Consider the following 13,677-nt stretch of genomic DNA (forward strand, 5'->3'; position numbering starts at 1 on the left):
TGGAAAGTTTTGGACTAAGCCGCGTGCCTCCGATAGCAGAAGAACGCCTCTTCGATAGTGGGTCTCGCGATGTAGCGCTCTCCCGCTACCACCATTCCCCCCGCTCGTTTGACGCCGTGGGGGAAGGCACCCTCGCCCAAGAGTGCCGTTAACCGCCCAGCGATTTCGACTTCGACGCCGCCGATCCTCGATGGATCTCGAAACACCGTGACGGTTTCGACCAAGTCGCGCATTGCCTCTGCACATTCGGAATCGCCAAAAGCAATGCCCTTAGCAAGCCCGGTCCGAAGTTGGTTTAGTTGTTCCTCGTAGCGAGCGAGCACCGCAGGGTGCAGCGCGATCACTCCCGTAGCGGCGGGCACCCGATCCAACTCGGCTAGAATGCCCTTACGCTCTTCATTCAGCGTTGTTGATTGCGGTCCCAGCACGGCTGGGTCGCCATAGCCCTTGGCAATGGCGTTGACCAGGCGCTCGATCTCCCGAGTTAGTTCTTCAAGCCGTCGCTCCAAACGGCTGCGCCTGGCATCGGTGTCGGCTGCCAAGCGCTTCCGTTCTTCGTGGTAGGTCTGGACGTACTGGGCAATCACTTCGGGATGGCGCAACTCGGCGGAAAGGCCGTTCAGAACTGCAGCTTCGACCGTATCCAAATAGAAGGTCTTGGGATCGGCGCATGTTCCGCTTTCAGTCGCGGCGGAACAGCGGATGCGAATGCGCTTGGACTTGTCCACGCCTTTCGACGACATTCCCGCACCACAGGCACCACACCTCAGGAGCCCCGTCAACATGTGCCGTGGTCGGCGCTGGTGGCTTGGATGAGTGGTTGCACGCGCCTTCTTGCGTGCTTGTGCTGCGTCGAACAGGTCGGACGGAACAATAGCGAGGTCGGGCACTGCGACTACTCGCCAGTCACCCTTGGGATTTGGGCGCGAGACACGTTTCCCCGTGTCAGGATCCTTGATCATTCTGACCCTGTTCCAGATCAGGCGGCCAGCATAAAGCTCATTGTGAAGCAGCCCCGTCCCTCTCTGCACATTTCCATTGATGGTGGAGGCATTCCAGGCACGACCGCGAGGCGGCGGTATGCGGTCTGTGTTTAGATCGTGAGCGATATCGCGCGGGGTTTGCCCTGCGACATACTCTCGAAAGACACGACGCACGATTTCCGCTTCATCCTCTGCGATCATCCGCTTCCCGGGATCGCCTAGCACGTACGAATAGCCATAGGTCAGACCGCCGGCGTGAAGCCCTTTGTTGACTCGGCCGGCTTGGCCCCTGCGGACTTTGTGAGCGATGTCCTCTCGGTATAGCTGGCCAACGAGACCGCGCAGGCCGACCAAGACCGTGTTCACCACGCCTTCGTGAACGGCACGAATTTCGATGCCGAGAAATGAAAGGCGTTTGTGAATGCCCGCAAGGTCTTCCATGTCGCGCGAGAGCCGATCAAGTGCCTCTACGACGAGCACGTCGAATTCGTGCTCACGCGCTTTGTCCATGAGCTGAAGTAATCCGTCACGGCCCAGGACGGAGCCACCGGAGCGTGCTCGGTCGTCAAACGTTGCGACAACGTTCAACCCCTCACGTTCTGCATATGCTCGGCACAAAGCGAGTTGATCGTCGATTGATCGCTCATTTTGGAGGTCGGTTGAGAAGCGTGCGTAGATCGCGGTTCGAGTCATGATAAGTTTTCTCGGCCTGTTCACGCTCGTGGTCTTCGCGAGCCGCTTGGCGCGCAAGTGCTTTTGCAAGGCGCAGAATCGCTCTATCAGGCGCTCGGAACAAGGCCCTTTTTTGGTGCCTCACAACCATTGCGAGTAGCGCTCGCTACGGATCGGCTGGGCTTCTGCTGAAAATAAGAATGCTCGGCTTGGTTCGATCCTGCCGAGATCATGATCTTGGTCCATGTCTCCCAGATGCGCGCATGCAGGAGATGAGAAAAGCCATCAAATTGATTAGTCGCAGAATTGGATAGCAAGGCGTGCTTTTCGGAAATCCGTAAGTCCCAACCTCAAGCCGCAAGCTATTCCGGGCGGCTCTGGAGAAGCTCTCAGGCATGTCTGGCGGGATCGCCTGACTACACCCACCGCCGTCTTTCCGAGGTTGTAGGCAACAAGTGGCGCGGGCCCTCACGACCTCCTCAACCTCGTTTCTAATACTCGTCTGGGCATTGCACAGGATCGATTTCCTTTCCCAATTCAAAGAGCAGAGACGACACGCGGTTGCGCACACGCGGGGGGAGTCGCATCAGCCTTTCGATCAAGCGTCTGCCTTCCGCGCTGGCGATGAATCCCAGGCGTTCGTCTACGGTCAGGAGCGGAGCGGTTGCCTCGCCATTGCCCGGCAGACCATCGAAGAAGCGGCTGACAGGAACATCCAGCGAGCGGGCGATTTCGTAGAGCGTGGAAGCGCTGACGCGGTTGCGCGCGCTTTCGTATTTCTGGAGCTGTTGAAAGCTGATGCGGATCGCACGGGCCAGTTGCGCCTGCGAGACGTCCGACTGGACTCGCAGAGTCGCGATCTGCCTGCCGACGTGACGGTCGGCCGGATGGGGACCGACCTCACCGTTAGGTGCCACACCGCTTTGAAAACGATCCAAGATTTTCATCAAGGCTTCACCTGCTCTGTGAGTTTTGCTGCTTTTCTGAGCTTGGGTTCGTCGCAACGTCTAAACGGTGAAGACGGACGAGGTCATTCAGTACCGATCGGATGTGCGGCCAGGGAAAATCGTCTGGATGTTCCCAGTGCTCACCGTCACGCAGGATGACCTTGAGCTTGGCCAAAATGCCTTCGATGGACGTGGCCGCTGTCTGCGGTAGATCATCCAGAAGTGCCCCTTCGACTGTTTCCGATTGCCGGATCAGTTCGTCTGTTCTCGAATAGCCGATCTCAGCATCAGCAGCGTCCCAGCGCGCCTGGTGTGCCACGAAATCCGCAAGCGCCCTGCCCCATTCGACTTCATTTTCAGGAGAGTGGGCATCGTTCAGGCTCTCGATGGAATGGAGCGTCACGTCCGTACCATCGGCAAGCCGCACCTTGGCGCAGGGAAAGCCAACTATCCTGGCGAGGTGTGTCTCCAACCGCTGCTGTTCGCGGCACAGCGCCAGTGTCTCATCATGGATTCTTTGCCAGCTCCCACACAGACGAAGAGCAGGATCGGCCGCGCTGCCGTCCGTCAGTTCGCCAGCCAGCGATTTTGCCTGGAAGGGCCATGCCGCCGCGCCCGTGGCCGTTCCCGTCAGCAAGCGCCGCCGGGTGATGAAAAACAAATTTATGCTATCGTCGGAATCATCCATGATCCGAGCTCCAAACAGCTTTGCATGGAGTGATACAGCCAAACGCTTTGGCGGCCTCAGTTAAATATCTGAATTTAAGATAACTGAAAATCAGATATAAAGGAAGCCCCCATCTGAGTTCAGATGAGGTGATAAGTGGTCGATACACTCGGTACGAATCGGCACAAAGCTTTGATCGCGCTGCTGATCAAAAACCGTGAAGCGGCAGGCCTTACGCAAGTTGAGTTGGCAACCAGGCTCGGCCAATACCAATCGTTCGTAGCTCGACTAGAAAGCGGACAGAGACGTGTTGATGTCGTGGAGTTTATAAACCTCGCCGAGATTCTCGGTTTTAGCGCTCCGTCAGCCATCAAGAAGCTATCGGAAGTAACAGGTTGAGCGATGGGAGCGTGTGACCGCGCTAGTGCAAATTGACAATTTGCAGAACCGGCAAGGAAGCCCCCAGGTTGTTGCACCTACCCGTTCAATCGGACCTCTTCACCTCAGCCTTCGACCCCCATCGAATGGGATCCTCAACCCAGCGGTTGATCTCGGATTCATGCCACCCGGCGCCATTGGTGCTGATCCTCAGTTGAGCCGGGAACGTGCCGTCGGCGATCTTGCGATAGATTGTCGAGCGGGACAGGCCGGTCCTGGCGAGGACTGTTTTGAGACGAACGATACGATCCGGCTCGGACATAGCTTGCGTCCACCTGAATGGTTGTAGCTGATTTCTGTTGGGACAGACAGGACGAACCCATGCCGGAGGCAATCCGATTTTTCGCTTCATCCGCCTGTAGCGTGAAAACGGTGGCAAATCGGAGGGGTGTCAGAGCCCAAGGCCCCGCCCCTTTCCGATGCCATGGCTGAATGCCAGTTCCACACCCAGACGCCGGCCGGATTCGACCTCGATGCCAAGCGCCTTCTTATGATTGGCAAGCATGGATTCAAGCTGCGGATCGCGTTCAAGGCTCTTGGCCATATCGGACATGGCCGAGCGCGTTGACTTGTAGCCGGACATGTCGCCGGCCTGATATTGCTCCCGTCCCGTCCGATCGAGCTTTTGCCAGCGTTCGACGAAACGGTCGGCGCGGCGGCCTGGATCGATGTCCATCCCGGTGCGGATTTCCGTCTCAAGCTGGAGAGCAAGCACGATGCGGCGGACACGGCCAGCCCCCGCCTCGTGGACAAGTTCGGGATTTTTCACATAAGCCGCTTCGGCATCGCGCCAGCCAAAGGGCCGCACNAGCCCCCGCCTCGTGGACAAGTTCGGGATTTTTCACATAAGCCGCTTCGGCATCGCGCCAGCCAAAGGGCCGCACCTTCTCGAAGGCCCTACGGGCATCCCTCAACTCGCGCATCTGCTCGGGACTGCCCAGCCCATCCGCATCTCCGTTGTGCGATATCGCGTCGATAGCGCGCGCGTGACGAATAAGCGCCTTCGTACGAGCGCTGCGCAACGCCGCTTCCGCGTCCACCGGCACATTCGCGCCGCGTGGCACTCCGGTGGCGAGATTTTCTCTGCCGGGCGTCGGGTCCGCATCTCCGATCCGTACCTCTACACTCTCCCTTCCCGGCCCAGGTCCACGTTCCTGCATGGGCACGGCGTCTGCGGGCGAGCGCAACCCGTCGAGCAGTCCGCCTATCCTGTCGCGCAGCTTCTCCGGAACGATCCGGCGCACGATCTCGACCGCGCGCTCGCGGAACGTGATACCGCGCCGTTCGGCATAGTGTTGCGCCGAGTCGACCTGCTCGTAATCCGACGCCATGTCTTTGGCGCGGTCCCGTGACAGCGTCCGGACGAGGCGTTCGCGGGTCGTGAAGTCATCGCTGCCGTAGTGCAGGTCCATTCCGTCTCGATGCCGCGACAGTGCGACGTAGCTGCCATGCGCATCCATGCCCGGTGTGGCGAGCACATGCGTCCGGTCGACGGTCATGCCCTGGGCCTTGTGAATGGTCGCGGCATAGCCGTGGTCGATGTGGGCATAGTCTTTCAGATCGAAGCGCACGGATCGGCCGTCGTCGATTTGAACCGTCATCCTCTGTATGCTGACCTCTTCGATCACGCCGAGCGTGCCGTTCTTGACGCCAAGCGCGCGCTCGTTGCGCAGGAACATGACACGGTCGCCGCCGGCGAAGGCCCTTGCACCGCGTTCCACATCCACCTGAACCTCGTCGCCGAGATCGCCGGCAGCGCGCATGCGCTCGCGCGCTGCCTGGTTGAGCGCGCTCACCTCGTTGTTTGTGTGGGTGAGGATGATCCGGCTTGCCTCTGGATGCGCCTGCCTGTCGCGATCCCAGCGCTCGACGAGTTCAGCTCGCGCCTCGTCGCGCGTTGCAGCCTGATGCACCATGCCTTGCGCATCGTAGGCGCCGATCGCGGCGCCGATCCTGCCGGTTGCCAGATCGCGCGTGGCATCGCGCTGCCAGTCCTCACGCTGCCGGCGGACCTGACCGATTTCGACGCCGCCATGACGCTCGTGGATGGAACGGAACGCGGCGCCGGCCTCGATCGCCTGCAACTGCTGCGGATCGCCGACGAGTACGACTTTTGCGCCAACGTCGGCGGCATGGGAAAGCACGCGCTCCAACTGGCGCGTGCCGACCATGCCGGCCTCATCAATCACCAGGACATCGCGAGCTGTGAGCAGATCGCGGCCCTGTCCCCAGCTATGCTCCATACTGGCGATGGTGCGTGATGAGATGCCTGATCCGCCTTCCAGATTCTCGGCGGCAATGCCGGAGAGTGCGGCGCCTCGAACCTCGTAGCCCGCCGCTGCCCATGCCTGGCGCGCAACGCCCAGCATGGCGCTCTTGCCCGTTCCGGCAAAGCCGACGACGACACCAAGACCGTTTCTATCGGTGATATGCGCCAGCGCATCGGTCTGCTCGCTCGAAAGGACAAGCCCGCGTTGCGCTGCGCGCGCCAGTGCCGCCTCGCGATGTGCCTTACTCACCGCGTGTCTCTCGTCCAAATCGATACGCTCCGCAGCGCGGTGAAGGCGCTGTTCGGTGTCGATCATCTGCCGAGTGGTGAAGCGATCTTCGCCACGTCCGTCCTTGCCGAGTTCAATCAGATCGGGTGCGTTGCTGATGGCTGCCACGACCGCGTTGAACTGCTCCACTCCGTCGCTGTGCCGATGCGAGAACTTCGCAATGTCCTTTCGGGTGAAAGTCGATTGCTGATGCGTGATGGCATCGAGCGCCACGGATGGATCGGCAATGATGCGCGCACCATTGTTGCGCGCGATGTCGCGATGCAGTTCGGCGCGATCTGCTTCAATGTCGCTAGCAGCAAGGCCACTGCCCTCAATGCGCTGTGCTGGCGCACCAATCTGGGTTTGCGGCTCCAGTGAAATGCCCTGCGCTTCCAGACTGCGATGATCGATGTGCGCGTCGATGTCGAGTTCGGCCAGGCGTTCATTGGCCAGCTCCGCCCATCGCTCGCGCCAGCGCTCAACCAGCTGGGTAGCATTCCAGTCTCGAACCTTGGCGCCAAAACCATTCTCGTCCACGGCCCGCATGGTCAGCATGACATGAGCATGCGGCTTGGGGCTTCCATCCTCTGCGCGGTCCCAGTGCACATTGAGATCGGCGACCATGCCCCGGCTTACGAACTCAGCCTGAACGAAGTCGCGCGCCAACTCGATGCCTTGCGCCTGGCTGAGTTCACGCGGGAGCGCAAACTCGACCTCGCGGGCAAGTTGCGCATCCTTCCTCACCTCGAACGCCTCGACATCGTTCCAAAGCCGTTCGCGGTCGCGCCAGGCCTCCGGTGCATCCTCCGGCAGCATCACCTCGGAATGAACGACACCGCGCTTGGCGGAGAAGTCGTGGCTGCGTTCTATCCGCTCGTCACTCAGCCGCGAGGCCGAGCGGTAGGCGGCGGACGCCACAGCGCTTGAGCCTGCCTTGCGGCCAATGACCTTGACGTGAAGATGATAGATCGCCATCGCGACCAGATCATTTGCACGTCAAAGCCCACGTCGGCACGACGTATAAGCGCGCCCTCCCTCGAAAAAATCTCGGGATGGACCAGCCCGTCCCGGGCTGTCTCGGCGACCCTGAAGCCTTCCGGCAGCCGCTCCCCTATCATCCTCCGACCGACAACCGATGGAGACAGCCATGCGCAAACCGCGGGACTTCGACGCAGAACTTCAAGCCCTGGAAGAAAAAGCGCGAGAGCTCAAAACCAGAAAGGTGCAGCAGCTTGGCGAGCTGGTGATCGCCACCGGCGCCGATCAGCTCAGCGCCGACGAACTGGCGGGCGCACTGGTCGCAATCACTGAGACGAAAGACACGGCAAAGCGTGAGGCATGGGCTAAGCGTGGGGTGATGTTTTTCGAGAGCAGGTGCCGGCGAACTGCTTCGGCATCTCAGCGCAACCCTCGCGGCGCTCCAGCGCAATCGGGCAGCGCGCAATCGCCGGCAGGCGGCACAGGCTCGCAATGACATGAGAACATGGCAGGTGGAGCGTCGCAAACGCACCCGACAGCTGATCGAGCTTGGCGGTCTCGTCCTCAAGGCAGGCATTGTCGAGCTCACCAATGACGATCGCGCAATCATCTACGGCGCGATGCTCTGGATCGCCGCGAAGCTGCAGGGCCATGACGGTAAGCATGCCCGGGAGCTTTTGGCCGCGAAGGGAAAGCAGGCATTCGATGGTGAACGGCGTGAAGAGCAGATGGACTGGCGAACATAGCCACAGTTGGCGCGAGCAGCGGCCAATCCAAAGTCGGAACAGCAAACTTCCGCCGGTGTGCCAGCGCCGCAGTCAAGCGCTTGCGCAGGAAGCTTTCGCGATCTCCTCGCGACCGCCGACAATCTTCTCTCGCGAGCCTTGATCCTGATCATATAGAGCGCAAGGCTCGCGTTGGCGACGCTCGTCAAAGCGGGCGCTGCCCTATGAGCGAACTTCAAAATCCAGATCGTGCCCTCGAAACCTCCCACGCCCTCCAGATTCGATCATGCACACTGCGCATTGATACAAACTCTATAGCCAGGGTGAGAGCCAGCGGCATTGCTCTGCACAGCTGGAACGGGCGGAAAAGTGAAGGAAGCTCCTCGCTTTAGATGAGATAGGCAAAAGCATCCCAGCCGATGGGACAACAGAAGCGAAACTTACTCTTGTCATGTTGCGCAAGAGAGGTGGATTTTACGAAGAAACGTACTATTTGCGCCGTGGGCAGGCTAGAAAAATCAAACGTCGCTCAATTCATCCGATACAAAAAAGGGAAATCATATGACCACTGCTCTCGAGCAAGGCAACAAACTGGATACCGTGTCGATAACGGCTGACATTGTCGCCGCCTATGTATCGAACAATCCAGTACCGGTTGGCGAGTTGCCAAAACTCATCGGCGACATCCATGCCGCCCTGAATGGCATCGGCACGCCGGCGGTAGAACCTGTGGTAAAACAGGACCCGGCAGTTTCGATCAAGAAATCGGTGACACCTGACTTCATCATCTGTCTGGAAGACGGAAGGAAATTCAAATCGCTCAAGCGGCACCTTCAGCACTTCAACCTGACCCCCGACGAATACCGGCAGAAATGGAACCTGCCGTCCGACTATCCGATGGTGGCGCCGAACTACGCGGCTACCCGGTCGGCTCTGGCGAAATCAATAGGGCTCGGGCGCAAGGCGGCGACGCCCACGTCTGCCGCGGCGGAAAAACCAAAACGGGCTACTCGTGCGGCGGCAGCGGCGACGACTGCGGCGGCCATGAAGTCGCCGCTGAAGAAGGTCCGCAAGGCGCCGGCCAAAGCGTAACGCGCTGCACCTAGCGGACGTGCCAAGTTGTATAGGACCTGAACATGGCAAAGCCCCGCCTTGCGGCGGGGCTTTGTGTTTTGTCGGGTCACTCTGCGGCGCGGCGTGACCAGATGAGCGAGAACTCACCCTCGGTGTCGGTCTCGACCAGGCTCGCATAGATCGGAGCGGGGAAGCTGGGATCGTCGAGCTTGACCGAGTGGTAGTCGCGTCCCTCGCGCGAGGTCTTCTTCCATGCCGCCCCGAACTCGGTGGCGCCAGCGAAGATGCGGAAGTCGGGACCCTTTTCATTTTCGCCATCCGTCGGAGCGAACGTTACCGTCTTGACGTTGAGATTGAGGGTCTTGACCGAGCCGGAGAAGCCGTTCGCGGTGCGGGAGAAAGTGCCGATCGTAGCCATGGTGATGTTCCTTTGTGTTTTCTCGGGCCGCGCCCATCGCGGCCTCGATGGTGGACGTGAGACCGGAAACGATCGGTCTGCATCCCGAAGGGGCTGAAACGAAGTGGAAGACGGCGACGCGAGGCTTTCTTGGACCGTGAGGAATGGACGCGCAGCGGACAGGGGAAGAAAACGCAGCGCCGACGTTGCGAGAAGACGATCGAGACGGAGTGAAACGAAGACGGTCTTCGGTCAGACCCAATCCATTCGAGGACGCCTTGGGCGTGGCCTGGAAAGAATACCCGGAAGGAACGCCACATTGGCTAAGATCCAGTCAGGGCCATTGTAGCTTGCGCCCTGCGCTTCTGAATTTCGGTCACAGACCTTCCTCACGCGCCAGGGCGGTGTTGGTCCTACTCCTAACCGGTGAAGAAGGGACGTCCGATTTCCCTAATCTTTGGGCTGAATCGTCATCGCGTTCGGGGCGGCTCCGAAGGCGACCAATTGATTGCTGAGGGCAGCACTTCTAAGCCGACAGATGCCGACGATTTCCTATAGATGCGTCACACCTGATCCTCCACCGCATGGCCGAATGTTCCCGCTGCGGTCACGCCGACGCGCGGTGAGGCATTGCTGGAAGGTCGGATTCACGCCGGGCGTCTGACGCCGAGGTGATGCGCTGCGTGACTTTCCCGATAAGAGTGGTGGAAATTCCCGGTTCGACCATTGGTTTGGAGGTGCACCCCGAGCATCTGCCGAAGCGCTTGATGATCCACAAGCCGATGAAGATCGACGGCAAGGTCGTCTGGCACACAGAGATTTCGAGGGTAGGACATGGCCAGGTCGAAAGGTTCGCAGCAATTATCACAGGCTGAAATTGAGCGCTTTGTGACGGCAGCGGAGGCACTGCACTTAAGTATCATCAAGCCGTTTATATCGCCCGATAGCGACCACTTACCGGCAGACGCGCGTCCTGCATGAGGTGCTGTTGAAAGCCGTGCGGGAAGTCACCGGGAAGGAAGTGGCGTTCATCCAGTGGAACGGGACAGGGCCGTGCAAGCCGTAGCGTGGCTCTAGCCGTTTTCGCAGCCGATCCCATCGCCGTGGCGGTCCAGATCATAGATATCCCTGCCGACAACAGTGACCGGGCCGCGTACATAGGCGGACCATTGCCCTTTCCGGAGGAGCAATCGACGTCGCTGGCGATTGGAACGCAGGCTCCCGCGTAGTTTGGGGCGCACGCGTCTTCGGCATGAGCGCAGCCGATGAAAGATGCCACACCAAAAGCGACCGCGCCTACACGACGGGAAGCCGCCGGCTGGATCCTTATCCGAATCAGCGCTGTATCTCAGTCGTCTATCTCTTCGCCTTCATCGTCTTCGTTCGAACCGCGAGACGAGTCTTCGACGAAGGTTTGGCAGCCCTCATTAAATGGTTGGCTGTTTGAGCTGCAGTCGCTGTTGTTGGAAATCTGATTTTGCTCAGCCCAGTCGTAGCCAGCTTTATGCCCGGAACAATCTTCGGTGCAGTAATTTCCTCCGAAAGTCCCCTGCGCATGACATGGCGTGGCTGATGCCGCCGCAAGCATCAATGTGCCCAAGTGGAACAGCCTTCGAATTCTCATCTGCGCCCCCCCATGGTGAGCAACGCTGCTATCTAGGCGCCGCGAACATGCCTACTCGCACGAACCCAAATCACGCAATTTGGTCCTGATATCAGTGGCAGTGATACTCGCCAGTCTTGTGGTTGGTATGGCATCCATTGGCATCGGTGCCGCCGCCGTGTGCGAAGGTATCCATCGAAAATGCGAACATGGTCAAAGCCGCCATGGCGGCAAGGAAGCCCTCCCAAGATAATTTGGACAGAAGAGCACTATCGTGGAGTAGCACAACTGGCTGAATGCAAATTACCTACTTGTTAAGTGGCGATCTTCAATATCCAATATTGCCCCCCGCATCAAGATCGGCCGATGAAATGGCGAGCGACGGGCTTAGACGCCCAATTGCGCGGCCATCATTTGCGTGGCCGCCGTCGTCCGGTCAATGCCGCTGGTGATCGACAGCAGATGTCGTTTCGTCGAAAGAAATTCGGAGTCGCTGCAATCGGCCACAGCGCGCTTGAACAGGGCTCGCATGGCGAATCAGCGCGACCTCGCCGCTACCAGATCACAGACCAGCGAGGCATCTGTCGGCGCAAGTTGATTTGCGACGGCCTTTCGGATCGCAAAGCTTCGCGAACTCGGCTTTCTCAAAGCGGGTCAACGGCGCGGCGGCGGAAAATCAGGGGATTTCGGATTGGTCTTGGCCATGACTTCTGTACACGATTCAAAAATCATTCTTCGCCGCAAAAAATTGCCGCATGCCGCATCTGTGGTCGCTCGTCGACACGCAACCGACATGTCCCTCCGTCGCGCAGTCGCTGTGGTAATGGGGGTGCCACCGCCACGGCGCCACAACGGCCTGTGGCGAGTGTCGATCAGCCTGGCTGACTCATAGCAGCCCGAATGCCATTGCGGTGAGAAAGGCCACCACTAGCACCACCAGGACCCCAATAATCAGCCAGACGGCGCTCTTGGCGTCCATTTAGACCCTCAACTGTCGGTTCCATTGATCACATAGCGCGACGCGAAGACGCTCACCAGTCACTGTGACTCCAGCGGATACGCGTCCTGGGCGAACTGACGGGCGTTTGTGGATAGGGACTACTGTGGGAGCGTGGGTTCGAAAAGTGGGAATATTCGCGCGCAAAAGGCCGGCCGGCTTACCGGCCTGTCGCGCGGTCAGTCTCAACTGGTTGCCGGCTTGGATGTAGGCGGCTCACGGCGAGCGAGCAGCTTGTCGATCCGCCTTCCATCCATATCGAGGATCTCGAAGCGCCAGCCCTCGTGGTCAAAGTGCTCACCGGCTTCCGGCAAGTGCCCAAGGCTGGACAAGGCGAACCCAGCGATCGTGTGAAAATCCCCTTCGGCAGACCCCGATCGGAATCCTAGGCGAGCGAACGCATCGTGCGCCAGCATCATTCCGTCGATGAGCAAGGACCCGTCATCGCGCTCGATGACATCAGGGTCCTCATTGTCCAGGTCAGGAAGGTCCCCTGCGATGGCTTCGAGCAGATCGGTCTGGGTGACGATCCCCTCCAGAGCGCCATATTCGTCGATGACGATCGCCAGACGCACCGGCGTCCGCTTGAACTGATCGAGTACACGGAAAATCGGCGTTGCCTCGTGAACGATCAAAGGTTCTCGGATGACCGCCATCGGGTCAAGCGTTTTGCCGTCGAGCACCTGGTCGAGAAGGTCCTTCTTCAGAATCATGCCAAGCGGTTCGTCTATCCCCCCACGGCCGACCAGAAGCTGCTCATGGCGACATTGCCGGATGGTGCGCAGAATCTCGTCAGGGATGTCGTCGGTATCGATCCAGTCGATATCGCGTCGCGGTGTCATGATGTCGGCAATGCGCCGATCGCCGATGTTGAAGACACGCTCGACCAGTTCCTGTTGCGTCTGATGAAGGAGCCCTGCCTCCTGGCTTGCCGCCACGAGCAGCTTCAGCTCTTCGGGCGAATGCAAGGACTCCTCGCCTGTGCCCGGACGCAGACCGCACAGACGCAGCACCAGATTGCCGAGACCGTTGAGAACAAGAATCGCCGGCCTGAGCAGGAGCAGGAACAGACCGAGAGGGCGGACGACCCGAAGTGCCGTGCTCTCGCTGCGCTGGAGCGCCAGACTTTTCGGCGCTAGTTCACCCAGGACAATGTGTAGCGCGGTTATGATGATGAAGGCGATTGCGACGGCAATGGTGTGCGAAGCTGCCGTGGCCAGCGACCCCATCACTCCCAAGAGGAGTGGCTCGATCAAATGAGCGAGTGCAGGCTCGCCGACCCAACCGAGCGCCAGCGATGAGATGGTGATGCCGAGCTGAGTTGCTGCAAGGTTCGCATCGAGATTCACCAAAGCCCGTTGAAGGAGGCTGGCGTTCGAGCGTCCAGCTGTAGCCAATTCGTCGACGCGGCTTCGTCTAACCGCGACCAGCGCAAATTCGGCGGCGACAAAGAAACCGTTGGCGCCTACGAGTAGGAGAACCAACAGAATTCCAAGAATGTCGCGTAGACTACCATCGTCCGCAGGCATGATATCCTCTTTATGAAACAGCCACTCTCATCTCTCAAGCGCGTATGCCGCCGTCGTGGAACCGCCGTTGGCCATCATTGCGGAGCGATCACCGCAGCTCCGCCTCTGACAATCAGGGGCAAGATAG

At 59.6% G+C, this 13,677-nt stretch carries 14 protein-coding genes and 2 pseudogenes; 6 read left to right on the forward strand and 10 right to left on the reverse strand.

Going from position 1 to position 13,677, the window contains the following annotated elements:
* Positions 1-14: 14 nt before the first annotated feature.
* From X771_RS163725 to X771_RS163715, 3 genes are all read right to left on the reverse strand, one after another.
* Positions 15-1,676: a recombinase family protein gene (locus tag X771_RS163725; RefSeq protein WP_023686246.1), complete on the reverse strand. Its 1,662-nt coding sequence runs from the start codon at positions 1,674-1,676 to the stop codon at positions 15-17.
* A gap of 470 nt (positions 1,677-2,146) precedes the next feature.
* Positions 2,147-2,602, reverse strand: a complete 456-nt coding sequence (locus X771_RS163720) for a helix-turn-helix transcriptional regulator (RefSeq protein ID WP_023686247.1) — start codon at positions 2,600-2,602, stop codon at positions 2,147-2,149.
* Between the two features lie 7 nt (positions 2,603-2,609).
* Positions 2,610-3,290 carry a hypothetical protein gene (locus tag X771_RS163715; RefSeq protein WP_023686248.1) on the reverse strand — a complete coding sequence of 227 codons (681 nt, stop codon included), beginning with the start codon at positions 3,288-3,290 and terminating at the stop codon, positions 2,610-2,612.
* Between the two features lie 135 nt (positions 3,291-3,425).
* Here X771_RS163715 and X771_RS0133120 point away from each other — a divergent pair, with 135 nt between their 5' ends.
* Entirely contained in the window at positions 3,426-3,668 is a 243-nt protein-coding gene (locus X771_RS0133120) for a helix-turn-helix transcriptional regulator (protein ID WP_023699715.1), read from the forward strand.
* An 85-nt stretch (positions 3,669-3,753) separates the two neighbouring features.
* On the opposite strand, the gene X771_RS163710 is transcribed toward X771_RS0133120, so the two are convergent.
* Together X771_RS163710 and traA are read right to left on the reverse strand one after the other, a co-directional pair.
* Positions 3,754-3,969, reverse strand: coding sequence for an AlpA family phage regulatory protein (locus X771_RS163710; RefSeq protein WP_023669907.1), 216 nt, complete (start codon positions 3,967-3,969; stop codon positions 3,754-3,756).
* Between the two features lie 129 nt (positions 3,970-4,098).
* A pseudogene (gene traA, locus X771_RS01000000164600) lies at positions 4,099-7,222 on the reverse strand (Ti-type conjugative transfer relaxase TraA).
* 172 nt (positions 7,223-7,394) lie between these two features.
* Between traA and X771_RS163705 the strand changes: the two are divergent.
* The 3 genes from X771_RS163705 (at position 7,395) to X771_RS163695 (ending at position 9,042) form a co-directional block, all read left to right on the forward strand.
* Positions 7,395-7,721, forward strand: a complete 327-nt coding sequence (locus tag X771_RS163705) for a conjugal transfer protein TraD (protein WP_023686249.1) — start codon at positions 7,395-7,397, stop codon at positions 7,719-7,721.
* Between the two features lies 1 nt (position 7,722).
* Entirely contained in the window at positions 7,723-7,971 is a 249-nt protein-coding gene (locus X771_RS163700) for a conjugal transfer protein TraD (protein ID WP_023669904.1), read from the forward strand.
* A gap of 540 nt (positions 7,972-8,511) precedes the next feature.
* Positions 8,512-9,042, forward strand: a complete 531-nt coding sequence (locus tag X771_RS163695) for a MucR family transcriptional regulator (RefSeq protein WP_023669903.1) — start codon at positions 8,512-8,514, stop codon at positions 9,040-9,042.
* 88 nt (positions 9,043-9,130) lie between these two features.
* On the opposite strand, the gene X771_RS163690 is transcribed toward X771_RS163695, so the two are convergent.
* Positions 9,131-9,442: a DUF736 domain-containing protein gene (locus tag X771_RS163690; protein ID WP_023669902.1), complete on the reverse strand. Its 312-nt coding sequence runs from the start codon at positions 9,440-9,442 to the stop codon at positions 9,131-9,133.
* Between the two features lie 662 nt (positions 9,443-10,104).
* On the opposite strand from X771_RS163690, the gene X771_RS1000000166200 reads away from it, so the two are divergent.
* Positions 10,105-10,296 (forward strand): hypothetical protein, encoded by a 192-nt coding sequence (locus X771_RS1000000166200; protein WP_155929562.1) that lies wholly within the window; start codon positions 10,105-10,107, stop codon positions 10,294-10,296.
* Positions 10,256-10,487: pseudogene (locus X771_RS1000000169030) on the forward strand (hypothetical protein). Before X771_RS1000000166200 ends, X771_RS1000000169030 begins: the two are co-directional and overlap by 41 nt.
* A gap of 282 nt (positions 10,488-10,769) precedes the next feature.
* Here X771_RS1000000169030 and X771_RS1000000166215 read toward each other — a convergent pair.
* From X771_RS1000000166215 to X771_RS163685, 4 genes are all read right to left on the reverse strand, one after another.
* Positions 10,770-11,021, reverse strand: a complete 252-nt coding sequence (locus X771_RS1000000166215) for a hypothetical protein (protein WP_245262503.1) — start codon at positions 11,019-11,021, stop codon at positions 10,770-10,772.
* A 115-nt stretch (positions 11,022-11,136) separates the two neighbouring features.
* A complete protein-coding gene (locus tag X771_RS1000000169840; RefSeq protein WP_023686251.1) occupies positions 11,137-11,250 on the reverse strand; it encodes a YHYH domain-containing protein in 114 nt (37 codons plus the stop codon).
* Between the two features lie 161 nt (positions 11,251-11,411).
* The gene (locus tag X771_RS1000000167865) at positions 11,412-11,555 is read right to left on the reverse strand and encodes a hypothetical protein (RefSeq protein ID WP_023686252.1); all 144 of its coding nucleotides are present in this window, start codon (positions 11,553-11,555) and stop codon (positions 11,412-11,414) included.
* A 651-nt stretch (positions 11,556-12,206) separates the two neighbouring features.
* Entirely contained in the window at positions 12,207-13,550 is a 1,344-nt protein-coding gene (locus X771_RS163685) for a hemolysin family protein (protein ID WP_023686253.1), read from the reverse strand.
* Positions 13,551-13,677 lie beyond the last annotated feature (127 nt).

Origin of the sequence: Mesorhizobium sp. LSJC269B00, assembly GCF_000502815.1 — a bacterium.
Lineage (GTDB): Bacteria > Pseudomonadota > Alphaproteobacteria > Rhizobiales > Rhizobiaceae > Mesorhizobium.

Bases quoted from the DNA above. Each gene is read 5' to 3' on its own strand.
- X771_RS1000000167865 (WP_023686252.1), bottom strand. From the start codon at position 11,555: ATGCGAGCCCTGTTCAAGCGCGCTGTGGCCGATTGCAGCGACTCCGAA.
- X771_RS163705 (WP_023686249.1), top strand. From the start codon at position 7,395: ATGCGCAAACCGCGGGACTTCGACGCAGAACTTCAAGCCCTGGAAGAA.
- X771_RS163695 (WP_023669903.1), top strand. From the start codon at position 8,512: ATGACCACTGCTCTCGAGCAAGGCAACAAACTGGATACCGTGTCGATA.
- X771_RS163720 (WP_023686247.1), bottom strand. From the start codon at position 2,602: ATGAAAATCTTGGATCGTTTTCAAAGCGGTGTGGCACCTAACGGTGAG.
- X771_RS163690 (WP_023669902.1), bottom strand. From the start codon at position 9,442: ATGGCTACGATCGGCACTTTCTCCCGCACCGCGAACGGCTTCTCCGGC.
- X771_RS163700 (WP_023669904.1), top strand. From the start codon at position 7,723: ATGAGAACATGGCAGGTGGAGCGTCGCAAACGCACCCGACAGCTGATC.
- X771_RS163715 (WP_023686248.1), bottom strand. From the start codon at position 3,290: ATGGATGATTCCGACGATAGCATAAATTTGTTTTTCATCACCCGGCGG.
- X771_RS163725 (WP_023686246.1), bottom strand. From the start codon at position 1,676: ATGACTCGAACCGCGATCTACGCACGCTTCTCAACCGACCTCCAAAAT.
- X771_RS163710 (WP_023669907.1), bottom strand. From the start codon at position 3,969: ATGTCCGAGCCGGATCGTATCGTTCGTCTCAAAACAGTCCTCGCCAGG.
- X771_RS1000000169840 (WP_023686251.1), bottom strand. From the start codon at position 11,250: ATGGCGGCTTTGACCATGTTCGCATTTTCGATGGATACCTTCGCACAC.
- X771_RS163685 (WP_023686253.1), bottom strand. From the start codon at position 13,550: ATGCCTGCGGACGATGGTAGTCTACGCGACATTCTTGGAATTCTGTTG.